General features: G+C 61.0%; 20 protein-coding genes and 1 pseudogene. 12 read left to right on the forward strand and 9 right to left on the reverse strand.

Going from position 1 to position 26,610, the window contains the following annotated elements:
* Positions 1 to 167: 167 nt before the first annotated feature.
* Together mfd and PG899_RS19790 are read right to left on the reverse strand one after the other, a co-directional pair.
* Positions 168 to 3,629: a transcription-repair coupling factor gene (gene mfd, locus PG899_RS19785; protein ID WP_077096995.1), complete on the reverse strand. Its 3,462-nt coding sequence runs from the start codon at positions 3,627 to 3,629 to the stop codon at positions 168 to 170.
* Between the two features lie 9 nt (positions 3,630 to 3,638).
* The gene (locus tag PG899_RS19790; protein ID WP_011705874.1) at positions 3,639 to 4,214 is read right to left on the reverse strand and encodes a hypothetical protein; all 576 of its coding nucleotides are present in this window, start codon (positions 4,212 to 4,214) and stop codon (positions 3,639 to 3,641) included.
* A gap of 76 nt (positions 4,215 to 4,290) precedes the next feature.
* Between PG899_RS19790 and PG899_RS19795 the strand changes: the two genes are divergently transcribed.
* The 3 genes from PG899_RS19795 (at position 4,291) to lolE (ending at position 7,542) form a co-directional block, all read left to right on the forward strand.
* The gene (locus PG899_RS19795; protein ID WP_190283611.1) at positions 4,291 to 5,526 is read left to right on the forward strand and encodes a lipoprotein-releasing ABC transporter permease subunit; all 1,236 of its coding nucleotides are present in this window, start codon (positions 4,291 to 4,293) and stop codon (positions 5,524 to 5,526) included.
* Positions 5,527 to 5,602: 76 nt separating this feature from the next.
* A complete protein-coding gene (lolD, locus tag PG899_RS19800) occupies positions 5,603 to 6,301 on the forward strand; it encodes a lipoprotein-releasing ABC transporter ATP-binding protein LolD (protein WP_020480138.1) in 699 nt (232 codons plus the stop codon).
* Complete coding sequence (lolE, locus tag PG899_RS19805) at positions 6,301 to 7,542, forward strand: lipoprotein-releasing ABC transporter permease subunit LolE (protein ID WP_041217146.1); 1,242 nt, start codon at positions 6,301 to 6,303, stop codon at positions 7,540 to 7,542. Before lolD ends, lolE begins: the two co-directional genes overlap by 1 nt.
* Before the next feature lie 83 nt (positions 7,543 to 7,625).
* Here lolE and yfbR read toward each other — a convergent pair whose 3' ends face one another.
* Together yfbR and PG899_RS19815 are read right to left on the reverse strand one after the other, a co-directional pair.
* Positions 7,626 to 8,216, reverse strand: a complete 591-nt coding sequence (yfbR, locus tag PG899_RS19810; protein WP_017408232.1) for a 5'-deoxynucleotidase — start codon at positions 8,214 to 8,216, stop codon at positions 7,626 to 7,628.
* Between the two features lie 73 nt (positions 8,217 to 8,289).
* On the reverse strand, positions 8,290 to 8,724 hold the full coding sequence (locus PG899_RS19815; protein ID WP_011705879.1) for a YccF domain-containing protein: 435 nt from the start codon (positions 8,722 to 8,724) through the stop codon (positions 8,290 to 8,292).
* 428 nt (positions 8,725 to 9,152) lie between these two features.
* On the opposite strand from PG899_RS19815, the gene tig reads away from it, so the two are divergent.
* The 6 genes from tig to ppiD all read left to right on the forward strand — a co-directional run bounded on the left by tig (position 9,153) and on the right by ppiD (position 17,668).
* Positions 9,153 to 10,463 carry a trigger factor gene (tig, locus tag PG899_RS19820; RefSeq protein ID WP_077096990.1) on the forward strand — a complete coding sequence of 437 codons (1,311 nt, stop codon included), beginning with the start codon at positions 9,153 to 9,155 and terminating at the stop codon, positions 10,461 to 10,463.
* Between the two features lie 86 nt (positions 10,464 to 10,549).
* On the forward strand, positions 10,550 to 11,173 hold the full coding sequence (clpP, locus tag PG899_RS19825) for an ATP-dependent Clp endopeptidase proteolytic subunit ClpP (RefSeq protein WP_005301526.1): 624 nt from the start codon (positions 10,550 to 10,552) through the stop codon (positions 11,171 to 11,173).
* 146 nt (positions 11,174 to 11,319) lie between these two features.
* Positions 11,320 to 12,594: an ATP-dependent protease ATP-binding subunit ClpX gene (gene clpX / locus PG899_RS19830; protein ID WP_190283610.1), complete on the forward strand. Its 1,275-nt coding sequence runs from the start codon at positions 11,320 to 11,322 to the stop codon at positions 12,592 to 12,594.
* 141 nt (positions 12,595 to 12,735) lie between these two features.
* Positions 12,736 to 15,090, forward strand: a complete 2,355-nt coding sequence (lon, locus tag PG899_RS19835) for an endopeptidase La (RefSeq protein WP_077096986.1) — start codon at positions 12,736 to 12,738, stop codon at positions 15,088 to 15,090.
* Positions 15,091 to 15,330: 240 nt separating this feature from the next.
* Positions 15,331 to 15,603, forward strand: a complete 273-nt coding sequence (gene hupB / locus PG899_RS19840) for a nucleoid-associated protein HU-beta (protein ID WP_005315375.1) — start codon at positions 15,331 to 15,333, stop codon at positions 15,601 to 15,603.
* Positions 15,604 to 15,754: 151 nt separating this feature from the next.
* Positions 15,755 to 17,668, forward strand: coding sequence for a peptidylprolyl isomerase (ppiD, locus tag PG899_RS19845; RefSeq protein WP_043123304.1), 1,914 nt, complete (start codon positions 15,755 to 15,757; stop codon positions 17,666 to 17,668).
* A 226-nt stretch (positions 17,669 to 17,894) separates the two neighbouring features.
* Here ppiD and PG899_RS19850 read toward each other — a convergent pair whose 3' ends face one another.
* From PG899_RS19850 to PG899_RS19870, 5 genes are all read right to left on the reverse strand, one after another.
* Positions 17,895 to 19,487, reverse strand: a complete 1,593-nt coding sequence (locus PG899_RS19850) for an ABC-F family ATPase (protein WP_077096984.1) — start codon at positions 19,485 to 19,487, stop codon at positions 17,895 to 17,897.
* 235 nt (positions 19,488 to 19,722) lie between these two features.
* A complete protein-coding gene (locus tag PG899_RS19855; protein ID WP_017408234.1) occupies positions 19,723 to 21,378 on the reverse strand; it encodes a cation acetate symporter in 1,656 nt (551 codons plus the stop codon).
* Positions 21,375 to 21,686 carry a DUF485 domain-containing protein gene (locus PG899_RS19860; RefSeq protein WP_077096982.1) on the reverse strand — a complete coding sequence of 104 codons (312 nt, stop codon included), beginning with the start codon at positions 21,684 to 21,686 and terminating at the stop codon, positions 21,375 to 21,377. Before PG899_RS19860 ends, PG899_RS19855 begins: the two co-directional genes overlap by 4 nt.
* A 109-nt stretch (positions 21,687 to 21,795) precedes the next feature.
* Positions 21,796 to 22,422 carry a 3'-5' exonuclease gene (locus PG899_RS19865; protein WP_077096980.1) on the reverse strand — a complete coding sequence of 209 codons (627 nt, stop codon included), beginning with the start codon at positions 22,420 to 22,422 and terminating at the stop codon, positions 21,796 to 21,798.
* Positions 22,423 to 22,424: 2 nt separating this feature from the next.
* Complete coding sequence (locus PG899_RS19870; RefSeq protein WP_077096978.1) at positions 22,425 to 24,212, reverse strand: putative nucleotidyltransferase substrate binding domain-containing protein; 1,788 nt, start codon at positions 24,210 to 24,212, stop codon at positions 22,425 to 22,427.
* 177 nt (positions 24,213 to 24,389) lie between these two features.
* On the opposite strand from PG899_RS19870, the gene PG899_RS19875 reads away from it, so the two are divergent.
* The 3 genes and pseudogenes from PG899_RS19875 (at position 24,390) to PG899_RS19885 (ending at position 26,558) form a co-directional block, all read left to right on the forward strand.
* Positions 24,390 to 25,196, forward strand: a complete 807-nt coding sequence (locus PG899_RS19875) for a crotonase/enoyl-CoA hydratase family protein (protein ID WP_077096976.1) — start codon at positions 24,390 to 24,392, stop codon at positions 25,194 to 25,196.
* A 412-nt stretch (positions 25,197 to 25,608) separates the two neighbouring features.
* Positions 25,609 to 25,859: pseudogene (locus PG899_RS19880) on the forward strand (ogr/Delta-like zinc finger family protein).
* Positions 25,860 to 26,246: 387 nt separating this feature from the next.
* Complete coding sequence (locus tag PG899_RS19885) at positions 26,247 to 26,558, forward strand: hypothetical protein (RefSeq protein WP_270697594.1); 312 nt, start codon at positions 26,247 to 26,249, stop codon at positions 26,556 to 26,558.
* The last annotated feature ends 52 nt before the right edge of the window (positions 26,559 to 26,610 follow it).

The following is a 26,610-nucleotide window of genomic DNA, read 5'->3' on the forward strand; positions in this document are numbered from 1 at the left end:
GGTGCGATTCCCTCTCCCTCTGGGAGAGGGCAGGGTGAGGGGAATGGTTTTCACTGCCCCCCTCATCCCCGACCCTTCTCCCACAAGGGGAGAAGGGAGACGCTCGTCACCAGCCAACATAAACAAAACGGGAGCCACAGTGGCTCCCGTTTTGTTTCGCTTTCCGCCTACAGGCTGTTGTTGGCGAGGTCTGCCAGCAGGCCGTCCACCAGCTTGAGGCGCATGGCCCTGTCCTGGGTCGGCACCTGGAAGCGCAGCCGGGTCGGCCCGTCCATCTTGTAGATGCGCGGCTGCTCGGAGAGCAGCTTGACCAGATAGGCAGGGTTGACCTTGGTCTCCTGGGTAAAGTCCAGATAGCCGCCACGCTCGCTCATCTCCACCCGGCGAATGCCAAGGGCTGTGGCGCGCTGGCGGAAGGCGGCCAGCTCCAGCAGGGTTTTGGTCGGCTCCGGCAACAGGCCAAAACGGTCGATCAGCTCCACTTTCAGTTCGCGCAGCTCCTGCTCGTCCGCCGCACTGGCGATCCGCTTGTACATGGAGAGGCGCATGTTGACGTCCGGGATGTAGTCGTCCGGCAACAGCGCAGGCAGGCGCAGCTCCACCTCGGTGTGCTGGCTCATGAGTTGTTCGAGCGACGGCTCTTTGCCCGATTTCAGCGCCTCGACCGCCTGCTCCAGCATCTCCATGTAGAGGGTGAAGCCGACCGATTCAATCTGGCCACTCTGATCGTCACCGAGCAGTTCGCCGGCGCCGCGGATCTCCAGATCGTGGGTGGCCAGTGCAAAGCCAGCACCGAGATCTTCAAGGGACGCAATGGCCTCCAGCCGCTTGGCCGCATCCTTGGTCATCAGCTTGGGATGGGGGGTGAGCAGGTAGGCATAGGCCTGGTGGTGGGAGCGGCCGACCCGGCCCCGCAGCTGGTGCAGCTGGGCCAATCCCAGGTGATCCGCCCGATCCATGATGATGGTGTTGGCGCTCGGTACGTCGATGCCGGTCTCGATGATGGTGGTGCAGACCAGCAGGTTGAAGCGCTGGTGGTAGAAGTCCGACATCACCCGCTCGAGCTCGCGCTCGCGCATCTGGCCGTGGGCGATGCCGATGCGCGCCTCCGGCACCAGCTCGGCAAGATCTGCCGCGCACTTCTCGATGCTCTCCACGTCGTTGTGCAGGTAGTAGACCTGGCCGCCGCGCTTCAACTCCCGCAGCACCGCCTCGCGGGTGACCGCCGGCTCCTGCTGGCGCACGAAGGTCTTGATGGCGAGCCGCTTGGCGGGCGGGGTAGCGATGATGGAGAGATCCCGCATGCCCGACATCGCCATGTTGAGGGTGCGCGGAATGGGGGTGGCGGTGAGGGTGAGGATGTCCACGTCGGCCCGCAGCGCCTTGATCTTCTCCTTCTGGCGCACCCCGAAGCGATGCTCCTCGTCGACGATGAGCAGCCCCAGATCCTTGAAGGTAAGCTCGGCGCCGAGCAGCTTGTGGGTGCCGATGATGATGTCGACCTTGCCCTCGGCCAGCTCTTTCATCACGGCGGACTGCTCCTTGGCAGAGCGGAAGCGGCTCAACACCTCGACCCGTACCGGCCAGTTGGCGAAGCGGTCGCGGAAGTTGTCATAGTGCTGCTGGGCGAGCAGGGTGGTGGGCACCAGCACGGCCACCTGCTTGCCGCCATGCACTGCCACAAACGCCGCCCGCATCGCCACCTCGGTCTTGCCGAAGCCCACGTCGCCGCACACCAGCCGATCCATGCTCTTGGCCTGGCACATGTCGCCGAGCACCGCATTGATGGCGTTGAGCTGGTCGTCGGTCTCCTCGAACGGGAAGCCGGCGGCAAACTGGCGATAGGCCTCGCGGTCGTGTTTGAAGGCAAAGCCGTGACGGGCCGCCCGCATGGCATAGACATCCAGCAGCTCGGCTGCCACGTCGCGCACCTTTTCGGCCGCCTTGCGCCGGGCCTTGACCCAGGCCTCGCCGCCGAGCTTGTGGCTGGGCGGGTTGTCCGAGCCGGTATAACGGCTGATCAGGTGCAAACTGGTGACCGGCACGAACAACTTGTCGCCGCCGGCGTATTCCAGGGTCAGAAACTCGGTGGGCAGGCCGCCGGCATCGATGGTTTCCAGCCCCAGATAGCGGCCGACCCCGTGATCCAGGTGCACCACCGGCTGACCCTGGGTCAGCTCGCCGAGGTTTCGGATCACCGCATCCGAGCTCAGGTTCTTGCTCTTCTCCCGTTGCCGTTTGCTGCGGATCTTGCCGCCCAGCAGTTCGGTCTCGGTGATGAGCGCGAGCTCCTCTTGCCCCGGCTCTCGCAGCAAGAAGCCGCGCTCGAGCGGTGCCACCAGCAGGCCGTGACGGGCCTTGCTGGTAATGAAGGCGTCGAGTGATGCGAACTCCTTGGGCTGCAGCGCGATGCGGGCCAGCAGATCGCCCAGCACCTCGCGCCGCCCCTCGGACTCCACCGCAAACAGGGTGCGCCCAGCAAAACCTTGCAGGAACTGGTTGAGGGCCAGCAGCGGCTGCTCCTTGCTGTGATCGAGCTGCAGCTCGGGCAGCGCCGAGATGGGCAGGTCGTGCTGGCCCGCATCACCGGCAGTGGGCGCCTCCTGCAGCCGCACGGCCGCGTATTGGCCGAGCGCCGCAAACAGCTGCTCCACCGGCAGATAGATCTGTTGGGGTGGCAGCAGGGGACGGGTATTGTCCCAGCGCCTGTCCTCGTAGCGTTGAGCAATGTCGTTCCAGAAGCGCTGGGCGGCGGGGTAGATCTCCCCCACGGTCAGCAGCAGGGTGTTGTCCGGCAGGTGGTCAAACAGGCTGGCGGTCTGCTGGAAGAAGAGCGGCAGATAGTACTCGATGCCGGCCGGCCAGCGCCCCTTGCTCACCTCCTGATAGACGGAGCCCTCGGCGCGGGAGATCTCGAACTGTTCGCGATACTGGCCGCGAAACAGCTCGATGGCCCCTTCGTCGGTGGGAAACTCCCGGGCAGGCAAGAGGCTGACGCTCTTGACCGGCTCGCTGGAGCGCTGGGTCTCGGGATCGAAGGGGCGGATGGAGTCCACCTCGTCGTCGAAGAAGTCGATGCGATAGGGGCTGCTGCTGCCCATGGGGAAGAGATCGAGCAGGGAGCCGCGGGCGGCAAATTCGCCGTGCTCCAGCACCTGCTCCACCGCCACATAGCCCGCCTCGGCGAGGCGCGCGCGCAGCTGCTGCAGATTGAGGCGCTGACCGCTTTTCACCATCAGGCTGTATTTGTCGAGATAGACCCGGGGCGCCGTGCGCAGCATCAGGGTGGAGATGGGCACGATCAGCACGCCGCTGCTCATCTGCGGCAGCTTGTAGAGGGTCTCGAGCCGCTGGGAGATGATGTCCTGATGGGGGGAGAAGGTGTCGTAGGGCAGGGTCTCCCAGTCCGGGAACAGCAGCACCGGACAGCCGGTGTCGGCCAACAGGTATTGCAGTTCCTGTTCGAGGCGCAGGGCGCTCGGGGTATCGGCGGTCACCAGCAGGACGGGGCGATGCGCCTCCTGGGTGAGGCGGGCGGCCATCAGCGAGAGGCTGCTGCCTGTCAGCTGGCCGAGCGTTAACTTTTGGCCCGCCTTGGCGGGCAAGGCGGGAAGCTTCATTGGCATCATTCGATTCTTTTAACGTTGACGGTCTTGCGCACGAAGTTTGAGTTGTTTGGACTGGATATGCAGGCTGGCACGTACCAGCAGTTCACGGTCATCCTCGCGGATCCGCACATAGTCGAGCATCACGTGGGTGCCGTGCTCGCTCGGTTCCAGCTGCTTGACCTGGCCGTAGCAGTAGATGGCGGAGGCCTCTTCGCGCAGGAAGATCTTGAGCCGCACAATTTGGTGCAGGTGCGGCACCTCGCCGTGGCCCTGGCGCGGATGCAGATAGGTCAGCTGGCCGGCACCAAAGCGCAGGGTGTGAAAGCGATGTTCCGGATGATCCTGCACCGACAGCACATAGCCCATGATCATGTCGATCTTGCGCGACTGCTGGTTGATGATCTCCACCAGATCGTGCATCGAATCGTTCTGATTGCGGATCAGGCGGCTGGTCACCATGTCGATGGAGGTAATGGCGGAGGCGATGCGAAACGGTTCGGGCAGCTCGGCCTCCAGTGCCTCCAGCGAGGGCAGATGAAAGTCACCGGGCATGGGGATCACATTGACCGGTGTGGCATGGGTGACACTGAAGAACTGTTCCTGCATGGAGGCTATCCCTTGTTGTCATAGACGGTTTCCCTTTATTATCCGGTATCTTATTTTGTTGGCAATGTAGATATCCTTGAAGACTGGACTTTTTCAGCCACTGTCGCTGGCCATCGGCCTGCGTTATGCAGGCTCGCGACGCAGCAATCGCTTCGTTTCATTTATCTCCCTGTTTTCCACTTTCGGCATCGCCATCGGGGTCGCCGCCCTGATGGTGGTCATCTCGGTGATGAACGGTTTTGAAGGGCAGCTCAAGGGCCGCATCCTGGGGGTGATCCCCCATGTGGTGGTGACCAGCCCGGCGGGGCGCATCGATGCCGCGCCGCAGGGCCTACCCGATCTGGCCAGGCTGCCGCACGTGATTGCCCATGCCCCCATGCTCGACAGCGAAGGCATGCTGCAAAGCCCCGGTCAGCTCACCGGCGTCAGCGTGCAGGGCATCGGTCCCGCCCAGTGGCCCAAGGACGACATCCTGCACGCCCAGATGCAGATGGGGCGTCTGGACAGCCTGCAGGCCGGCGAATACCACATAGTGCTGGGGCAGGGGGTGGCCAATCGCCTCAAGGTCTCCATGGGCGACCAGGTCCGTCTGATCCTGACCGAAGGCACCCGCTTCACCCCGTTTGGCCGGGTACCGGCCCAGCGTCTCTTTACCGTCTCCGGCATCTTCGGGGTCGGTGCCGACGTGGACAGCCAGGTCGCCCTGATTGCGCTGGGGGATGCCCAGCGCATGCTGCGGTTGCCTGCGGATCAGGTGGGCGGCATCCGCCTCTGGCTGGATGACCCCTTCGCCGCTGATCAGGTGGTGAAGACGGCGCTGCCGGACGGGCTGGAGTGGCAGGACTGGCGCCGCGAGCGCGGCGAGCTGTTCCAGGCGGTGGCCATGGAGAAGCGGATGATGGGGCTGATGCTGGTGCTGATCATCGCGGTCGCCACCTTCAACATCCTCTCCGCCCTGGTGATGGTGGTGACCGACAAGGAAGGGGAGGTGGCCATCCTGCGCACCATGGGCATGAGCGAGACCGGCATCGTCAAGATCTTCATGGTGCTGGGGGCCTCCAGCGGCGTCATCGGCGCCCTGTTCGGCGGTCTGGCGGGGCTGGCGCTCTCCATGGGGCTCAACCCCTTGCTCGATGCGGTGGGGCTCAACCTCTACATGACGGCTGGCGGCTCGGGCTTGCCGGTCATCGTCGAACCCGCTCAGGTCGTGACCATTTTGCTGGGTGCCGTGCTGCTCAGCTTCAGCGCCACCCTCTACCCGGCGGCCCGTGCGGCCCGGGTCAAACCGGCCGAGGCGCTGCGTTATGAATAATTCATCTTCTGTTGTTACTGGTGCCGGTGTTGCTGCCGGCGCCGGCGTTGTTACAGGTGCAAGTGGAGCCTCCTTTATGAATCAATCCGTCTCCTGCGAGCCGCTGCTGCGCTGTCAGGCCCTCAACCATGTCTACAAAGAGGGCGATCTGGAGACCCAGGTACTCAAGGGCATCGATCTTAGCGTGGCGCCCGGCGAGATGCTGGCGGTGGTGGGCAGCTCGGGCTCCGGCAAGACCACCCTGCTGCACCTGATGGGGGCGCTCGACAACCCCTCCAGCGGCGCCGTGTTGTTCAAGGGGCAGGACATCCATCGCTGGGACAGCCGCACCCAGGCGAAGTTTCGCAATCAGGAGCTGGGTTTTGTGTACCAGTTCCACCACCTGCTCTCCGAGTTCACCGCGTTGGAAAATGCTGCCATGCCGCTGCTGATCGCCGGTGAGTCGGTGAAGAGCGCGACCGACAAGGCGAGCCGGATGCTGGGGCGGGTAGGGCTCTCCCACCGTCTCAACCACCGACCGTCCGAACTCTCCGGTGGCGAACGCCAGCGGGTGGCCATCGCCCGTGCCTTGGTCAACGAACCCAGCCTGGTGCTGGCGGACGAGCCCACCGGCAACCTGGATCACGCCAGCGCCACCGCCGTCTATGAGCTGCTCTGCGAGCTCAACCGCGAGCTCGGCACCGCGTTCGTGGTGGTGACCCACGATCTCAGCCTGGCAGCCAAGCTCCATCGCCGGGTGACCCTGGTGAGCGGCGTGATGGCGGAGGTCGCCTGATGTTCAAACCGCTGCCCCTGTTTCTGGGCCTGCGTTACAGCCGCTCCCGCCGTCGCAACGGCTTCATCGCCTTTATCTCCGCCTCCTCCCTCATCGGTATCGCCCTCGGGGTGATGGCGCTTATTCTGGGGCTCTCCGCCATGAACGGCTTTGAGCGGGAACTCAAGAACCGGGTGCTCTCCGTGGTGCCCCACGGTGAGCTGATGGGGATGGAGGCACCGCTCCCCAACTGGCCCAAGCTGCGGGACTACCTGCTGGCCCAGCCCGGGGTGGAGGCTGCCGCCCCGGTGATCCGGCTCGACGGCCTGCTGGAGCACGGCAGTGCCCTCAAAGGGCTGCAGGTGCGCGCCGTGCTGCCGGAGCTTGAAGCCAATCTGTCCGATGCGGGCAACTACATGACGGGCCGGGGTCTGCGCGAGCTGGAAGCCGGCGAGCACGGCCTCATCCTCGGCAAGACCATCGCCGACAAGCTGGGGGTCAAGATAGGGGATACTGTCACCCTGCTGCTGCCCCAGGGCGGCGATGCCGCTGGCATCAAGAACCCGAAGCGCGAGTCTCTCACCGTGGTGGGGCTGCTCGAGATCGGCGGCCAGCTCGATGGGGTGCTCGGCTTCATGCATCTGGCGGATGCCCAGGCCATCACCGGCATGGGCAGTGCGGTGGAGGGCTTCAGCCTCAAGGTGAACGACGTGCTCAAGGCGCAGTCCATCACGGTGGCGGCCGCCCAGAAGTTCCCGCACTACGTCTACATCAGCAGCTGGATGAGCCGCCAGGGTTATCTCTATCAGGACATCCAGATGGTGCGCACCGTGATGTACGTGGTGATGCTGATGGTGGTGGCGGTGGCCTGTTTCAACATCGTCTCCACCCTGGTAATGGCGGTGAACGAGAAGCGCAGCGAAATAGCCATCTTGAAGACCATGGGGGCGAGCCCGGGCCAGATCCGGCTCACCTTCGTCATTCAGGGGATGGTGAACGGGGTGGCGGGTGCCTTGCTCGGCGCCCTGCTGGGCGGCCTGCTCTCCAGCAAGCTGACCCAGATCCTGGGGGGCATCGAGAAGCTCATTGGCCACCGTTTCCTCAACCCGGACATCTACTTCATCGACTTCCTGCCGACCGAGCTGCACATGCAGGACTTGCTCATCGTGACCGGCGCCGCCATCCTGATGAGCCTGCTGGCCACCCTCTACCCCGCCTGGCGGGCAAGCGGGCTGGTGCCGTCCCGCGAGCTGGGGCACTGATAGGCGGCATCTTGCTGCTGATAAAAACGAAGGGCCCGCCGGTGCAAACCGGCGGGCCCTGCTGTTTTGGGGGGATGTCTGGTTTAGTGGGCGTTGAGTTCATCCAGCGGCAACGAGAAGCTCGCCACGAAGATATCGATGAAGTAGCGCATCTCGTCGCTCATCCGGGCCGCCAGCATCTGCTCGAGGCGCTTGCGCGCCGGCTCGAACTCCCGGTTGCCGGCGTTAATCTCTTCCAGGCACTTGGTATAGGCGCAGAGGGTGTCGGCATCCTTCACCAGTCTGGCCAGTTCGCCATCCTGGGCTGCCGAATCGAGCAGCGGGCGAAAATCCTCGACCAGCTCGGGCGGCAACATGCCCAGCAGGCGCTGCTCGGCGGCCAGCTCAATCTTCTTGTATTCGCGGGCAATCTCGGGATTGAAGTACTTGACCGGCGTGGGCAGATCGCCGGTCAGCACCTCGCTGCTGTCGTGATAGAGGGCCATGACGGCGGCGCGATCGGCATCCACGTTGCCGCCAAAGAGCCGGTTTTTGATGAGGCCGAGGGCGTGGGCCACCATGGCCACCTGCAGACTGTGCTCTGCGATGTTTTCGGGCTGGATGTTGCGCATCAGCGGCCAGCGATAGATGAGCTTCATGCGGGCGAGATTGGCGAAGAAGTGGCTGGGCAGCATGGATGACCTCAAAGATGGCAATGAAAAAGGGCAGACCCTAGTCTGCCCTTTTTTACGGCTGACGGCATCGCCTTCAGCGAATATAACGACCGGATTCGGCCTCCTGATTGGTGACGATCATCTGGCCGATGGGGGCCAGGCTGATGAGCGCCAGCTTGAGGTGCTGGATGCCGAACGGGATGCCGACGATGGTGACGAAGCAGGCCAGCGCCGAGGCGATGTGGCCGATGGCCAGCCAGATCCCGATCAGCACGAACCAGATGATGTTGCCAATCAGCCCCATGGTGCCGGTACCCATGTCGCTCAGACCGGTCATGGTCTTGCGGTTGACCGCCTGCTTGCCAAACGGGAAGAAGGTAAAGGTGCCGATGACGAAGCAGGCGCGTCCCCAGGGGATCCCGATGAGGGAGATAAAACAGATCAGCCCGGCCAGCCACCAGGCCAGCCCCATGAAGACGCCTCCCAGTACGAACCAGAGCAGATTGAACAAGAAGCGGAAAAAGGCCATGTCGGTGACTCCAGACTTATCAAGATGGCTGCCACCATAACGAGCGATGGTCATGGACGCAATGGTTGAAGGGGCGGGGTGGACAATTTGGGTCGCAGGGGGCGAAAAGAGACCGCGATGGAGAGATATGAGGTGAAAAAGTAGGCTCTTGCACGAAAAAAGGTGAGCAAGTGCAAATTCTTGCGGCTTGTGTGCTTGAAGTCGGCTCCGCTATTCCCCATATAAGGGGCAGTTTGGCGGGAATTGTGCCATCCCCTGCCCGGTTGGGGGACGTGTGGCTCGACTCGATCAAAGTGCGCCGCTATAATGTCGCGTCATATTTTCTCATCACAAAGACAGTCGTTGTCTTTATAAACAGGAAGACTCCGGGCTTTGCCCAGGGGCAATAAAGGGTCAGCACGCAGTGCTGAGTTGAACGAGGTAGAAGAATGCAAGTTTCTGTAGAGACAACCCAGGGTCTGGAACGCCGTCTTACCATCACCGTACCGGCCGCTACCGTTGACGCCGCCGTGCGCAAAGAATTGAACGGCCTGGCCAAAACCCGTCGCATCGACGGTTTCCGTCCTGGCAAGGCTCCGGTTGCCATCATCAAGAAGATGTTCGGCGCCATGGCTCATGCTCGCGTTGCTGACGAAATGATGCAGAGCAACTTCATCAAGGCCATCATCGAAAACAAACTGAGCCCGGCCGGTGCCCCGACCATGGATCCGAAAGAGATCCAGGAAGGTCAGGACTTCGAATTCACCGCGACCTTCGAAGTGTACCCCGAGTTTGAAGTGGCTGGCCTCGAGACCATCAAGGTCGAGAAGCCGGTTGCTACCGTGAAGGATGAAGATCTGGCCAACATGATCGACACCCTGCGCAAGCAGCACGCTACCTGGAGTGAAGTGGACGCCGCCGCTGCCGATGGCATGCGTGTGACCATGGACTTCGTCGGTTCCATCGACGGTGAAGAGTTCGACGGCGGCAAGGCCGAAGGCTTCAACCTGGTACTGGGTGCCGGTCGCATGATCCCGGGCTTCGAAGACGCCATCCTGGGCAAGAAAGCAGGCGACGAGTTCACCATCGACGTGACCTTCCCGGCTGACTACCACGCTGAAAACCTGAAAGGCAAAGCCGCCAAGTTCGCTTCCAAGCTGAACAAGGTTGAAGAGCAGATCCTGCCTGAGTTGACCGAAGAGTTCGTCAAGCGTTTCGGCATCGAGAGCGGCAACGTTGAAGAGCTGAAAGCCGAAGTGCGCAAGAACATGGAGCGCGAACTGGCTCAAGCCCTGAAAAACAGCGTGAAAGAGCAGGTTCTGAACGGTCTGGTTGAAGCCAACCAGATCGATCTGCCGAAGGCTGCCGTTGCTCAGGAAATCGATGCCCTGCGTCAGCAGGCGCTGCAGCGTTTCGGTGGCTTCCAGGGCGGCAACGCTCCTGAACTGCCGGCCGAGCTGTTCCAGGGCCAGGCCGAGCGTCGTGTACGCGTAGGTCTGCTGCTGGGCGACGTGATCCGTACCAACGAGATCAAGGCTGATGAAGCGCGTGTCAACAGCATCATCGAATCCATGGCCACTGCCTACGAAGATCCGAAGGAAGTGATCGAGTACTACCAGAAGAACGAACAGATGCTGAACGGCGTTCGCAACCTGGCAGTTGAAGATCAAGCCATCGACCTGATCCTGTCCAAGGCCCAGGTGACCGAGAAGGAAGTTGCATTTGACGAAGTGATCAACAAGTCCGGTGCCGCTGCCTAAGAACATTTGACTTAAGGTCAAGACTGTTAAGTATAATGGCTCGTGTGATCTCCACTCGGGCCATTTTATTTTAGGGACAATGCCTTATGTACAAGAACTATAACGATGTGACTGAATCCCCACGCAATGCGCTCATCCCGATGGTGGTAGAGCAAACCGCGAAAGGGGAGCGTTCCTACGACATCTATTCTCGTCTGCTGAAGGAACGGGTGATCTTCCTGACCGGTCAGGTTGAAGATCACATGGCGAATCTGGTGGTGGCTCAGCTGCTGTTCCTGGAGTCTGAAAATCCGGATCAGGACATCAGCATCTACATCAACTCTCCGGGTGGGGCCGTCACGGCCGGTATGTCCATTTATGACACCATGCAGTTCATCAAGCCGGACGTCAGCACGGTGTGCATGGGGCAGGCCTGCTCCATGGGTGCCTTCCTGCTGGCCGGTGGTGCCAAGGGCAAGCGTTTCTGCCTGCCCAATGCCCGCGTGATGATCCACCAGCCGCTGGGCGGTTTCCAGGGCCAGGCATCTGATATCCAGATCCATGCCCAGGAGATCCTGAAGATCAAGAATACCCTGAACGAGCGTCTGGCCTTCCATACCGGTCAGGACATGGCCACCATCGAGCGTGACACCGACCGTGACAACTTCATGTCGGCCGAGCAGGCCGTGGCCTATGGCCTGGTTGACGGTGTCCTGAGCCGCCGCGGCTGAGCCACGAGCTAGCCCGTACCATCGTCGAGGGCATCATCTGGTTTGATGATGCCCTCAATCGGCAGATCAGGCATGGGCAGGGTGTTCCGGACTGTTGTAAACTCAACAGGACAATCCATCCTCTATTGATAAAACGAGGTTGCTGAATGACAGAAAAACGCAAGGGTGAGGGTGATAAGCTGCTCTACTGCTCTTTTTGCGGCAAAAGCCAGCATGAAGTGCGCAAGCTGATCGCTGGCCCTTCCGTCTACATATGTGATGAGTGTGTCGAGCTGTGCAACGACATCATCCGCGAAGAGATCCGCGAGATCTCGCCCAAGCGCGATGGTAGCGAGCTGCCGACCCCTCATGAAATCCGCGCTCATCTGGATGACTATGTGATCGGGCAGGAGTACGCCAAGAAGGTGCTGGCGGTAGCCGTCTACAACCACTACAAGCGGCTGCGCAGCGGCAGCGAGTCCGGTGGTGTGGAGCTGGGCAAATCCAACATCCTGCTGATCGGTCCGACCGGCAGCGGCAAGACCCTGCTGGCTGAAACCCTGGCTCGTCTGCTGGACGTTCCCTTTACCATGGCCGACGCCACCACCCTGACCGAAGCCGGTTATGTGGGCGAGGACGTGGAGAACATCATCCAGAAGCTGCTGCAAAAGTGCGACTACGACGTAGAGAAGGCCCAGCGCGGCATCGTCTACATCGACGAGATCGACAAGATCTCCCGCAAGTCGGACAACCCCTCCATCACCCGCGACGTGTCCGGGGAAGGGGTACAGCAGGCCCTGCTCAAGCTGATCGAAGGGACCATTGCTTCCGTGCCACCGCAAGGTGGTCGCAAGCACCCGCAGCAGGAGTTCTTGCAGGTTGATACCTCCAAGATCCTGTTCATCTGCGGTGGCGCCTTTGCCGGTCTGGACAAGGTGATCGAGCAGCGCTCCGTCAAGGGCACCGGCATCGGCTTTGGTGCCGAGGTCAAGTCCAAGAGCGCCAAGGCGACCTTGAGCGAGAGCTTTGCCAAGGTGGAGCCGGAAGATCTGATCAAGTACGGTCTGATCCCCGAGTTCATCGGCCGTCTGCCGGTGGTCGCGACCCTGACCGAGCTGGACGAGGCTGCCCTCATCCAGATCCTGAAAGAGCCGAAGAATGCGCTGACCAAGCAGTATGCCGCGCTGTTCGATCTGGAAGGGGTGGAGCTGGAGTTCCGTGACGACGCGTTGAACGCCATCGCCCGCAAGGCGATGGAGCGTAAAACCGGCGCCCGCGGTCTGCGTTCCATCGTGGAAGCCGTGTTGCTCGATACCATGTATGACCTGCCGTCGCTGGACGGTGTCAGCAAGGTGGTGATCGACGAAACCGTGATCAAGGGGGACTCCGCGCCCTTGATGATCTACGAAAATCCCGAGACCCATGCCGCCGCATCAGAGTAACTGTCTGATTTTTAATCAAATGAAAGGGGCTTTTTGCCCCTTTCATGCTTTTTGCGGTTTCGGCGATTGAATCTCATCTAAGCGCCCCCATATACTCAGCCAAGCGCTTTGCCAACGGTATAACAAGCCGAGAGGACATATATGAACCTAGAGCGTTCAGAACGCATCGAGATTCCCGTCCTGCCTCTTCGTGACGTGGTGGTTTACCCCCACATGGTCATTCCACTCTTTGTGGGGCGGGAAAAATCCATTCGCTGTCTGGAAGCGGCCATGGAGCAGGACAAGAAAGTTCTGCTGGTGGCCCAGAAGGATGCGTCAACCGATGAGCCGACGGTGGAGGAGATCTTCTCCGTCGGGACAGTGGCCAATATTCTACAGATGCTCAAGCTGCCCGATGGCACCGTCAAGGTGCTGGTGGAAGGGGGTCAGCGTGCCCGTCTTGAGCGGATGATCGACGACCGGGACTTCTTCGTTGGCGAGGCGCACTACATCGCCTCCAAGGCGATTGAGGAGAAGGACCAGGATGTGCTGGTGCGCTCCGCCATCGGTCAGTTCGAAGGCTATATCAAGCTCAACAAGAAGATCCCGCCCGAGGTGCTCACCTCGATTTCGGCGATCGACGATGCGGCGCGCCTGGCCGATACCATGGCCGCCCACATGCCGCTCAAGCTCGAAGACAAGCAGAAGGTGCTGGAAATCGCCTCCGTGTCCGAGCGCATCGAGTTTCTGATGGCCATGATGGAGTCGGAGATTGACCTGCTGCAGGTCGAGAAACGCATCCGCTCCCGGGTCAAGAAGCAGATGGAGAAGAGCCAGCGCGAGTACTATCTCAACGAGCAGATGAAGGCCATCCAGAAAGAGCTGGGTGAGCTGGAAGACAGTCCGGATGAATTCGAAGCCCTCAATCGCAAGATTGAAGAGGCCGGCATGCCGGAAGATGCCCGTGAGAAGGCGCAGGCCGAGCTCGCCAAGCTGAAGATGATGTCGCCCATGTCGGCCGAGGCCACCGTGGTGCGCAGCTACGTCGACTGGATGGTACAGGTGCCGTGGAAGGCGCGCTCCAAGGTCAAGAAAGACCTGGGCAAGGCGCAAGAGGTGCTGGATGCCGATCACTATGGCCTGGAGAAGGTCAAGGATCGCATTCTCGAGTATCTGGCGGTGCAGGCGCGCGTCAACAAGCTCAAGGGCCCCATCCTCTGTCTGGTAGGACCTCCCGGCGTGGGCAAGACCTCGCTCGGTCAGTCCATCGCCAAGGCGACCGGTCGCAAATATGTGCGCATGGCGCTGGGCGGGGTGCGTGACGAAGCGGAGATCCGCGGTCACCGCCGTACCTATATCGGTTCCATGCCCGGCAAGCTCATCCAGAAGATGGCGAAAGTCGGCGTGAAGAATCCGCTGTTCCTGCTCGATGAAATCGACAAGATGAGTTCGGACATGCGTGGCGATCCCGCCTCAGCCCTGCTGGAAGTGCTGGATCCCGAGCAGAACAACAGCTTCAACGATCACTATCTGGAAGTGGATTATGACCTGTCGGACGTGATGTTCGTGGCCACCTCCAACTCCATGAACATTCCGGGTCCGCTGCTGGACCGGATGGAAGTGATCCGCCTCTCCGGTTACACCGAAGATGAGAAGCTCAACATCGCCAAGCAGCATCTGGTCTCCAAGCAGATCCAGCGCAACGGCCTGAAAGAGTCCGAGATCACCATCGAGGATTCCGCTCTGGTCGGGGTGATCCGCTACTACACCCGCGAGGCGGGGGTGCGTAGTCTGGAGCGCGAGATCTCCAAGATTTGTCGCAAAGCGGTCAAGCGCATCCTGCTGGACAAGAGCATCAAGCATGTTCAGGTCAATCAGGCCAACCTCAAGGAGTTCCTCGGGGTGCAGCGCTTTGACTACGGCAAGGCCACCGATCAGAACCAGGTTGGTCAGGTGTGTGGTCTGGCGTGGACCGAAGTGGGGGGCGATCTGCTCACCATCGAGACCACCAACATGCCGGGCAAGGGCAAACTCACCTACACAGGTTCCTTGGGTGACGTGATGCAGGAGTCCATCCAGGCCGCCATGACGGTGGTACGGGCCCGTGCCGAGAAGCTGCGCATCAATGCCGACTTCTACGAGAAGCGCGATATCCACGTGCACGTACCGGAAGGGGCGACCCCGAAAGACGGTCCGAGCGCCGGTATCGCCATGTGTACCGCCCTGGTCTCCAGCTTGACCGGTAATCCGGTTCGTGCTGATGTGGCCATGACGGGGGAGATCACCCTGCGCGGCGAAGTGCTGCCGATTGGCGGCCTCAAAGAGAAGCTGCTGGCCGCCCATCGCGGTGGCATCAAGCGGGTGCTGATCCCGAAAGAGAACGAGCGTGACCTCGAGGAGATCCCGGACAACGTCAAACAAGACCTTGAAATCTATCCGGTTCGCTGGATTGACGAGGTGCTGGAACTGGCGTTGCAGGACAATCCGCAAGGGTTTGAGCGCGTTTCTGTCGTGTAAATGTTGATGCGCCGCAAATTTGGCGCATTCGGGGGGTGGTTAAGGCTTGCATGCGCCGGATAACGGAAGTAGCCTTGACCACCGATCGGGTACTCATGATGAGTCGCAATGCGTGATGTGGCGCGGGTTTGCGCTAGATTGTCACTTGCAACTGATCAGGAGGCTTGCTATAAAACCTCCACTTGTTGTGGCCAGGGAAATCGGCGCCGCAGCGATGTTCGATAAAAGGGGAATATAAGAGTGAATAAATCTCAACTGATTGACAAGATTGCAGACGGTGCTGATATCTCCAAAGCCGCTGCTGGCCGTGCGCTGGATGCTTTCATTGACGCCGTGGGTGAAGCCCTGAAAGAGGGTGACCAGGTTGCTCTGGTGGGTTTCGGTACTTTCGCCGTGCGCGAGCGTGCTGCCCGTTCTGGCCGTAACCCGCAAACTGGCGCGACCATCGAAATCGCCGCTGGTAAAGTTCCTGCCTTCAAAGCCGGTAAGGCCCTGAAAGACGCTGTCAACTAAGCCGGGCGCTGATATCACATCGGCCACCGTCCTTGGTCACAGACCAGACAAGTGAGAGGGCTCTCCCTCATACTGATTGACCAAGGCGCATCGCAATCGGTGCGCCTTTTCATTATTTACGCCCATCGAGTTCGGGAGCATAAGTACAAACATGATGTTGGATAAACTACGCGAAGGGGCGCAGGGCAAGGTAGCCAAGGTTATCTTGGGCCTGATCATCCTCTCCTTTGCCTTGGCCGGTGTAGGTAGCTACCTCAACGGCCCGGCTCGTACCGCCCCCGCCACCGTCAACGGCAATGACATCAGCTCCGCTGCGCTGGAAAATGCCTATCGCAACGAGCGGGCCCGCATGGAATCCCAAATGGGGGAGTCTTTCAGCCAGTTGGCCGCCAATCCTGACTACATGAAGCAGTTCCGCCGTGGCGTGCTGGACCGTCTGATCGATCAGGCCCTGTTCGACAGCAAGGCCCGTGAACTGGGTCTGCGCGTCAGCGATGAGCAGATCAAGCAGGCCATCGTCGCCATGCCCGAGTTTGCCGAAGATGGCAAGTTCAACAACGATCGCTATCTGCAGCTGATCCGCCGCGCCGGCATGACCCCGGAGATGTTCCGTGACTCCCTGCGCCAGGACATGGTTCGCCAGCAACTGATGGGCGCCCTGCTGGGCACCGAATTTGCACTCAAGGGCGAAGCCGAGCAACTGGACAAGCTCTACAACCAGACTCGCGATCTGCGTCTGGTGCGCCTGGCCGCATCTGCCTACCTGGGGGATGTGAAAGTCTCCGATGAAGAGGTGGAGCAGTACTACAAGGCCAACAGCAGCCACTTCATGAATGACGAGCAGGTCAAGGTCGACTACCTGCTGCTGGACGCTGCCACCCTCGGCAAAGACGTCAAGGTGAGCGAGCAGGATGCCCAGGATTACTACGATCAGCACCAGGATCTGTTCCAGCGTGCCGAGCGTCGTCATGTGGCTCACATCCTGATCCCGTTCGGCAAGGACGAGAAAGCCGCCGAGCAGAAGGCCGAGGCCGTGCTGGCCAAAGCCAAGGCCGGTGACGATTTCGCCGCGCTGGCCAAGGCTGACTCATCCGATACCTTCTCCGCCAAAAAAGGCGGCGAGCTGGATTGGTTCGAGAAAGGGGTGATGGATCCGGCGTTCGAGAAGGCCGCGTTTGCACTGGCCAAGGCCGGCGATCTCTCCACCGTGGTGAAGAGCCCGTTCGGTTTCCACGTCATCAAGCTGCTGGGGGTTGAACCGGCCCAGACCAAGCCGTTTGCCGATGTGAAAGCAGAGACCATCAGCCGTCTGCAGGCAGACAAGGCCAAGGAGCTGTTCTTTGCCGAGCAGCAGAAGATGGCCGACAGCAGCTTCGAGAACCCGGATTCGCTGGACTTGACCGCCGACACCATGGGTCTGAAGGTGCAGTCCACCGGTTACTTCAGCCAGGCTGATGCACCGGCACCGCTGAACGATCCCAAGGTACTCTCCGCCGCCTTCTCCGAGCAGCTGCGCGATGACAACACCAACTCCGACGTGATCGAGCTGGCGGATGGCAAGGCGCTGGTCATGCACATCACCGGTCACCAGCCGAAAGCGGCCAAACCGCTGGCGGAGATCAAGGAGCAGGTGATTGCAGCCATCAAGCACGACAAGGCCAGTGAAGTGGCCCGTGGCAAGGCGCAGGGTCTGCTGGACAAGCTCAAGGCTGGCGAGAATATCCAGGCCGAGCTGACCGCGCTGGGTCTGAAGGTGGAGAATCATGACGGGGTAGCCCGCTTCGCTCAGGATCTGGATCAGAACCTGGTGGCACAGGCCTTCCGCATGCCTCATCCGATCGACGGCAAGCCGAGCGTCGAGCTGGTGACCGAAGCCAACGGCGACCGCGTAGTGGTGGCCCTGGACAAGGTGACTGTCGCCAAGGAGCCGTCTGGCATGGCCAAGCTGCTGCAAGGCCAGCTGGGTCAGGGAAAGGCTCAGGTGAGCTATAAGTCTCTTATCGACGAGCTGCGCAAGTCTGCCAAGATCGAGTACTTCACCGATGTGGAAGCCACGGTCGAATAAGTCGAACCGACTCCAATCGATGTGAAAACGGCCCCTTGATGGGGCCGTTTTTTTATCTGCAAGGCCTGTTTGGTCTCCTTTCTGGCGGGATGACAATCCAGTCTTGGCAGGGGGAAGGGGATATGACGCACGGGATGATCCGCGTCGTTCAGCAGAATCGCAGGCATAAAAAAAACCGGCACTGAGGTGCCGGTTTTCATTGACGGGATGTGCGGGCAGGAGGGGGTTATACCACGCCCTGGGTGCGCAGGTAATCCTCGTAGGTACCGCCGAAGTCGCGGATGCCATTTTCAGTCAGCTCCAGGATGCGGGTCGCCAGGGAGGAGACGAACTCACGGTCGTGGGAGACGAAGATCAGGGTGCCCTTGTACATCTCCAGCGCCAGGTTCAAGGATTCGATGGATTCCATGTCCAGGTGGTTGGTCGGCTCATCCATGATCAGGATGTTGGGGCGCTGCATCATCAGCTTGCCAAACAGCATGCGGCCCTGCTCACCACCTGACAGCACCTTGACCGGCTTCTTGATGTCGTCCTGGGAGAACAGCAGACGGCCCAGAACGGAACGTACCGCCTGCTCGTCTTCGTTCTCCTGTTTCCACTGGGCCATCCAGTCGAACACGTTGAGATCGGTGTCGAAGTCCTCGGCGTGATCCTGGGCGTAGTAACCGATCTGGGCGTTTTCGGACCACTTGATGGTGCCGGTGTCCGGTGCCAGCGCGCCCACCAGGGTTTTGATCAGGGTGGATTTACCGATCCCGTTGGTACCCAGAATTGCGACCTTCTCGCCCACTTCCAGCATCATGTTGAGGCCCTTGAACAGCGGAGCCTCGCCATAGCCCTTGGAGACGCCTTCGATCTCCAGGATGTTGCGGTAGAGCTTCTTCTCCTGCTCGAAGCGGATGAAGGGGTTCTGCCGGCTGGAGACCTTCACTTCCTCAATCTTGATCTTGTCGATCTGCTTGAGGCGGGAGGTGGCCTGGCTGGACTTGGAGGCGTTGGCGCTGAAACGCGACACGAAGGATTGCAGATCGGCGATCTGGGCCTTCTTCTTGGCGTTGTCGGCCAGCAGGCGCTCACGGGCCTGGGTGGCGGCCGTCATGTACTCATCGTAGTTGCCCGGGTAGACGCGCAGCTCGCCGTAGTCCAGATCCGCCATGTGGGTACAGACGGAGTTCAGGAAGTGACGGTCGTGAGAGATGATGATCATGGTGCTCTCGCGATCGTTGAGCACCTGTTCCAGCCAGCGAATGGTGTTGATGTCCAGGTTGTTGGTCGGTTCGTCCAGCAACAGGATGTCGGGGTTGGAGAACAGCGCCTGTGCCAGCAGCACCCGCAGTTTCCAGCCTGGTGCCACTTCGCTCATCGGGCCGTTGTGCTGCTCGATGGGAATGCCGGCACCCAGCAGCAGCTCGCCTGCGCGGGATTCAGCGGTATAGCCGTCGTACTCGGCGACCAGGCCTTCCAGCTCGGCAGCCTTCATGTAGTCGTCGTCGGTCGCTTCCAGGTTGGCGTAGATGGCATCGCGCTCGGCGATGGCGGCCCACAGCTCGGTGTGACCCATCATGACCACGTCCAGTACGCGCATCTCTTCGTAGGCGAACTGATCCTGACGCAGCTTACCGATGCGTTCGTTGACGTCCAGGCTCACATTACCGCCAGTGGGCTCCAGATCGCCGCCGAGGATCTTCATAAAGGTGGACTTGCCACAGCCGTTGGCGCCGATAAGGCCGTAGCGGTTGCCGCCGCCAAACTTGACGCTGATGTTCTCAAACAGCGGCTTGGCGCCGAACTGCATGGTGATGTTGTTGCTTGAAAGCACTGGAATGTCCCGGTTGGTCTGTCAAATGGCGCGCATTATGGCACAGATCCCCCGAAAGTTTTAGCAAGAACTGTGATCCGGGCCTATTGCAGAGGGGATAGAGAGGGTGGTGGCGAGCGCTTGCGCCCCCTGGCGGCGATGGCCGCATCGTTCCGATTGCAACGGGTGCTGGCCATTGCCTGTCGGCATGAAAAAAGCCGGCCTGGGGGCCGGCTTGCAACCGTCAATCGAAGGTTCAGTGGGAGCTGGCGCTGGCTGCCCCCAGTCCGGTCTGGGAGCGGACGAACTGCGGGAAGAACTTGGCGTGCTCGTCGAGCGCATTTTGCGACTTGTCGGTGACCGAGAACAGCCAGATCCCGACGAAGGCCACCGCCATGGAGAAGAGAGCGGGGTACTCGTAGGGGAAGATGGCCTGAGCATGGCCCAGCACCTTCACCCACACGGTCGGGCCCAGGATCATCAGGCTGACCGCGCTCACCAGCCCCAACCAGCCGCCGTAGACGGCGCCACGAGTGGTCAGGCGAGACCAGAACATGGAGAGGAACAGCACCGGGAAGTTGCAGCTGGCGGCGATGGAGAAGGCCAGCCCCACCATGAAGGCGATGTTCTGCTTCTCGAACAGGATGCCGAGACCAATGGCGACCACACCCAGCACCACAGTGGTGTACTTGGAGACGCGCAGCTCGTCGGCTTCGTTGGCCTTGCCCTTCTTGATGACGCTGGCATAGAGATCGTGGGAGACCGCAGAGGCACCGGCCAGGGTCAGCCCGGCCACCACCGCCAGGATGGTGGCAAATGCTACGGCGGAGATGAAGCCGAGGAACAGGCTGCCGCCCACAGCATCGGCCAGGTGGATGGCGGCCATGTTGGTGCCGCCCAGCAGGGCGCCGGTGGCATCCTTGAAGTCCGGGTTGGTGCTGACCAGCAGGATGGCGCCAAAGCCGATGATGAAGGTCAGGATGTAGAAGTAGCCGATAAAGCCGGTGGCGTAGAACACGCTCTTGCGCGCTTCCTTGGCGTCACTCACGGTGAAGAAGCGCATCAAGATGTGGGGCAGGCCGGCGGTGCCGAACATCAGGGCCAGACCCAGCGAGATGGCGGAGATGGGATCGGCGACCAGGCCACCCGGGCTCATGATGGCGATGCCCTTCTCGTGCACCTTGACCGCTTCACTGAACAGGGTACCGATGTCGAAGTTGACCGACTTCATCACCATGATGGCCATGAAGCTGGCACCGGAGAGCAGCATCACCGCCTTGATGATCTGCACCCAGGTGGTGGCCAGCATGCCGCCGAACAGCACGTAGAGCACCATCAGAATGCCGACCAGCACCACGGCCACATGGTATTGCAGGCCGAACAGCAGCTCGATCAGCTTGCCGGCGCCCACCATCTGGGCGATCAGGTAGAGGGCGACCACCACCAGCGAGCCGCTGGCGGAGAGGGTGCGCACCTCGGTCTGTTTGAGGCGATAGGATGCCACGTCGGCAAAGGTGTACTTGCCGAGGTTGCGCAGCCGCTCCGCGATCAGGAACAGGATGATGGGCCAGCCCACCAGAAAGCCGATGGAGTAAATCAGGCCATCGTAGCCGGAGGTGTAGACCAGCGCGGAGATGCCGAGGAAAGAGGCGGCGGACATGTAGTCACCGGCGATGGCCAGGCCATTCTGGAAGCCGGTGATGCGCCCGCCGGCGGCGTAGTAGTCGGAGGCCGAGCGGTTGCGCTTGGAGGCCCAGTAGGTGATGAACAAGGTGGCCGCCACGAAGATCACGAACATCACGATGGCCGAGATATTGAGCGGTTGGCGATGCACCTCGCCGGTCAGCGCATCGGCTGCCAGCAGGGGGGAGGAGGCCAGCGTGGCCAGCAACAGCAGAGACTTGCCTTTCATGATTGGGCTCCCTTGAGGATCTTCTGGTTCAGTTCGTCAAACTCGCTGTTGGCCCGAAACACATAGATGCCGGTCAGCACGAAGGAGGAGACGATGAGGCCAACGCCGACCGGGATACCGCGGGTAATGGTGGACCCTTCGCTCAAGGGGGTGCCCAGCCAGCCGGGGGCGAAGGCGATGAGCATGATGAAGGCCAGATAGAGCCCCAGCATCAGGATGGAGAGGGACCAGGCAAAGCGCTGGCGCTTGGCGACCAGCTCCTGGAAGTTGGGATCTTGCTGGATCCGAAGATACGGTTGCTGTTCCATTGCAGTGCTCCATGACATTGAGTGTCGACGGTGAATGAAGGGAGGTCCCTACCGAGCAGCAGGGCTGCTCATGTAAGCAAAATGTGAATCAAATGTTATTTGTGGACAATTAGACTTTGGGATAAGCCAGTGGCCCGCCCCGGGTGAGGCGCAAGAAGATGAGGGCGGCGGTGATGGCGTCACTCAGGGCATCGTGGGCGGGCAGGGCCGGCAGGCGCAGATGGCTGCTGATGGCGGCCAGATGCAGGTCGATGGCGGCATCGGGATAGCGGCGATAGAGGTGATCGTGGTAGAGCCGGCTCACCTCTATCCCGCGCTGCGCCAGGGTCAGCCCCCAGCATCGCTGGCAGGCGAGATTGAGGATGCGCAGGTCGTAGGCGATGTGATAGCCCACCAGTTCGCGCGGGCCGATAAAGGCGAGCAGAAGGCGCAGCGCGGCTTCCAGCGTCATGCCCTGTTGCAGATCCTGATGGCGCAGACCGTGGATCACCACCGAATGTTCGCTCAGGCTGGCCGGCGCTTGCACCCGGATGGACAGCGCCTCGCCGGTCAGCACCCGGTTGCCCTGGATGCGCACCGCGCCGATGGCGACGATCTCGGCTTGGGCAGGATCCAGGCTGGTGGTTTCGAAGTCGAGGGCCACCCACTCGTCGGCGGGCGGGTCGGCATAGAGCGGGGCAAACGCCGGGTCTTGAACGCGGCGGCCATGCCAATAACGGCGCAGGCGGTTCAACATGGCTACTGCCTCAGACGAAAGTGCAAGGTGAGCCACTGCTGGAACTTCTTCACCTGATGCAGCGCCTGGCGCAGCAGATCCCGCTCGCCGTGGCTGAGATCATTCACCTGCACCCGGCTCTCTCCCTCCTTGAGTTGGCTGCGCAGCCGCAAGCGAACGAACAGCCTGAATGCCTCCGCCAGATTGTCGCCAAAGCCGGTGCTAAGCCGCCCGGCCGTCACCAGCGCCTCGATCCGTGCCAGGGTAGAGGTCTCCAGAATGGCGGCTTCCAGCGCCAGCATGCGAATGCCGTGTACCAGCGGGAAGAGGCCACCGCGTTTCAGATCCAGTCCCTCCGGCGCTCGCTCCAGACGGCCAAACAGGGTGAGCGGCGCATGAAACGCCACCGCCGGTCGCACCATCTCCGCCAGCAGATCTCCCCGCTCGGTCAGTTGCTCGCGCAACTTGCGCGCAAGAGGAGGAAGCAGGGCACGATCGCCGGCGATGGGGTGGGCGTCGGCCAGGGTGGCGAGCCAGAGCAAGTCTGCTTCACTGGCCTCGACGCAGGCCCGCTCGATCTCCTGCTGCCAGAGCGCCAGGGGTCTCACCCAGGCCGGATTGTTGACCATCACCCGGCCGGGGCAGGGTGGGTAACCGAGCCGGGCCAGCAGTTCGCTGAAGGCGGCCAGGTCGGCCTGCTGGGTCGGCCAGTGCAGGTCGGCGGGCAGGATCAGGGCATTGTCCTGATCGGTTTTGAGGATCTGCTCGCCGCGCCCCTCCGAGCCCAGCATCAGCAGGCAGACCCGCTCCTGCACCGCGGGCGGGATCAGCAGCGCAAAGGCCTTGGCGATTAGCTGCTCGTTGATGGTGGCGATGAGTTTCATCAAAAAGGCGGTGTGGATCCCCTGGCCGAACAGCGAGCGGGTCAGCTGTTGCTGCTCCCGGGCCACCGCTTCCAGCGCCGGCAGGGTGTCGGCGCGGGCGATGCGCAGGGTCAGCACATGGGAGTGGGTGGAGAAGAGACCGAGCACCTGGGTCAGGTGCAGGATCCCCGCCACGGCCTGCCCCTGCCAGACCACCAGCCGCTTGATGCGATGACGGGTCATCAGCAGCAGGGCGTCGAACAGATAACTGCCCAGCGGCAGGCCGATGAGCGGGGTCGGATCCAGCACCGCCAGCGGCGTCGTCAGCGGCAGTCCCTTGAGCGTCAGGGCGTGCAGCAGGGTCTTGCGGGTTGCCAGACTCAGGCTGCCGTCCGTGGCCGGGTAGAGCAGGCAATCGGTGCCCTTGGCCACCATAGCCTCGGTGGCGGCCAAGAGCGACAGGCGGCTGTCGACGATGAGCGCCGGCTGCAGATGGCCGGGCTCGATGCGGGTCAGGATGAACTCCGCCAGATTCTTCTGCCCCAGCTGGGCGCGCTGCTCCTGCTGTTGTTGCCGCTGTGCCAGGCTGGCGGTGAAGTAGCGGGCGAAGGCGGGGTTGCCCTCGCACAGCTCGATGAAGGTGGCTCTGGGGATCAGCTGGCAGAGCAGATCTTCCAGCGCACTGAACTGGTGGCGGCAGTGGCCGTCGAACTGGGCGCGCACGTCGAACAGGTCCCCCTCGCCATAGTCGCCAAACTGATGATGAGGGCTCGACTCCTCCACCGCTCCCTTGAGGACGAGATAGAGGCCGGGGGGCGCATCACCCGCCTTGAGCACTGGCTGGCCGGCGCGAAAGTAGCAGATGGAGAGGTGCTGCTCGAGCCGTTGGCGCTCCTCTGCGCTCAGGCAGTCAAACGGCGGGCGGGCAAAGTTGAACAGGCTGGTCATGGCAATCCTTGGCCGGTGGCGTCAAGCCAGTCTGACAAAGCGGCGCCTGGCCAGCCAGCCGACTTTAGTCGCACGCGCCGCGGCAGTGGGGAAACCGGGCTCCTCGCTGTACCTGGCGATAACACTCTGATAACGTGGTGGTATGACCAGTGTGAACTCAGGAGAGGACAGGGGAAAATGGAAAAACCAAGGGTCAAATGCGAGATCCGGGACGGCATCGCCGAGGTGATGCTGGCACGGGGCGACAAGCTCAATGCGCTGGACAGGGCCATGTTCAGCGCCATCGACGGTGTTCTCGATCAGCTGCGCCAGCACAAGGGGTTGCGGGCGGTGATCCTGCACGGGGAGGGGCGGGCCTTTTGTGCCGGGCTGGATGTGAAATCCATGCTCAAGCAGCCGGTGGCGGCGCTCGAGATCTTAAAACGCGAGGCGGATGAAGCCACCAACCTGGTCCAGCGGGTGGCCTATGGCTGGCACGAGTTGCCGGTGCCGGTGATCGCCGTGACCCAGGGGGTCTGCTTTGGCGGCGGGCTGCAGATTGCGCTCGGCGCCGACTTTCGCTTCAGCACCCCCGACTGCCGTTTCTCGGTGATGGAGATCAAGTGGGGCATCATCCCCGACATGAGCGGCAGCGTCACCATGCGCAACCTGATGGGGGTGGACACCGCCATGGAGCTGGCCATGAGCGGACGCGAGCTGCCGGCGCCTGAGGCCAAGTCTCTCGGGCTGGTGAGCCGGGTCTGCGACGATCCACTGGCCGAGGCGCGGGAGTTCGCGAAGACCCTCATCACCAAGTCGCCGGACGCACTGGCGGGGATCAAGCAGCTCTACAACCAGGCCTGGGCCCGCAGCGACGAGGCGATGCTGAAGGAAGAGACCCGGTTGCAAAAGCAGATCCTGGGACGCCCCAACCAGTGGCGCGCCACCCTCAACAGCCTGTTTCGCTGGCGCCTGCCGTTCGGGCCGCGCCGCAACGCGCTCTGACAGGCCGGGATAAACAAGAAATGGTATCGATCTGGTGCCAAGGCCATTGAGGGCCCCAGCATCTGATCGAACCGTTCTGGTTTCATTTCCTCATCTGCGGGTTGGGCTCATCGGTGATGCCGAGGCCCAGCAGGTAGGTGTGCGCCAGGTAGGCGAATTGCTCGATCGGCTCGATGGAGCAGAACTGATATGGCCGCTCTGGTTCCAGTAGATGAGATCCCGATTCGGGCAAAGGATGGCGAACGGCTTGAGCTTGTCATCGACCTCTTTGGTCTTGAGCGCCTGTACCGTGCCATGGCCGGACCAGCGAGCGTGCTTCGGCCAGATGATGGCGGTGTAATAGGTCGGATGGTAGGTATCAGAGTTTGCCGTGGCAAGATAGGCTTTTGATTTAGATAGAAAAGGGGGTGTAATGCGGGTTTATTGCAAAGTGTCTGGCCAGCGGGGCCGCATTACCAAGACCAACCGACTGAGCGATGATGTCTCGGATCTCTACTGCCAGTGCACCGATACCGAGTGTGGCCACAGCTGGGTGGCCACCTTGTCGTTCGCCCACACCTAAGCCCTTCGGCCAAGACCACGAACCAGTTGGTACTGGGCTTGATGAGCTCGCTGACACCAGAGGGGCGGCAACTGGTACTCAAAGGACTGGGGGCGCAATAGCGCTCCTAGTTGTTTTCTCACTCTTGCACGATGGGTCTTCATCAGGAATACCCTCCTTTGCTATGGTCTCCGCAGCCTCCCTTAATTCTTCCTACAAGGCTGACCTTCATCAAAAAATGAGAAAGAAATCAGTCTGATAGATAACTTTTTGCTTACTGTAATGGTTTGCGTTTGATACCCTACTCATCAGACTATCCGAGGAGCTAATTGTTGTTGAGATGCCCCTCTTCAATCTGGTGATAAAGCAGCGCGCAGGGAGCTGAAACCCCCAGCGGTAGCCATCTTGTCTACCAGAAACTGAGATGCAGGGTAATGAGTTCTGACACTAGTTAACCTGAAAGAGTCGATCAAATGGAATAGGCTTTATAGTTGGGATAGTGCCATTCAGTGCCTAACAAAGCATTAAACCGCCAGCAAAAAGGAGCAGGTTTGGGGCTCCCTATGGCTACGATAGGTTTCAATATGACATCACCAAATAGCGAAGACATATATTCTCTTATAGGATTCACACTTACCTATATTCAGGTTGTGGAAAGAAGTATTAGCTTTGTTACTACCTATGTCTTGCAAGATGATGATCCATTAACCTTAGCAAAACTAAACTCTATCCAAGCAAAGGAGCGAAAAAAAGCTCTTGGTTATTTCATTGGAAAAGTGAAAGAAAGAGCAACTCTAGGGAAGGTGCGAGCAAGTCCCTGATATGAGATCATGTTTGTCATCTGGAGCCATGAAAAAGGGTTCATCATGAGTC

Source organism: Aeromonas sp. QDB39 (assembly GCF_027707585.1).
GTDB lineage: Bacteria > Pseudomonadota > Gammaproteobacteria > Enterobacterales > Aeromonadaceae > Aeromonas > Aeromonas hydrophila.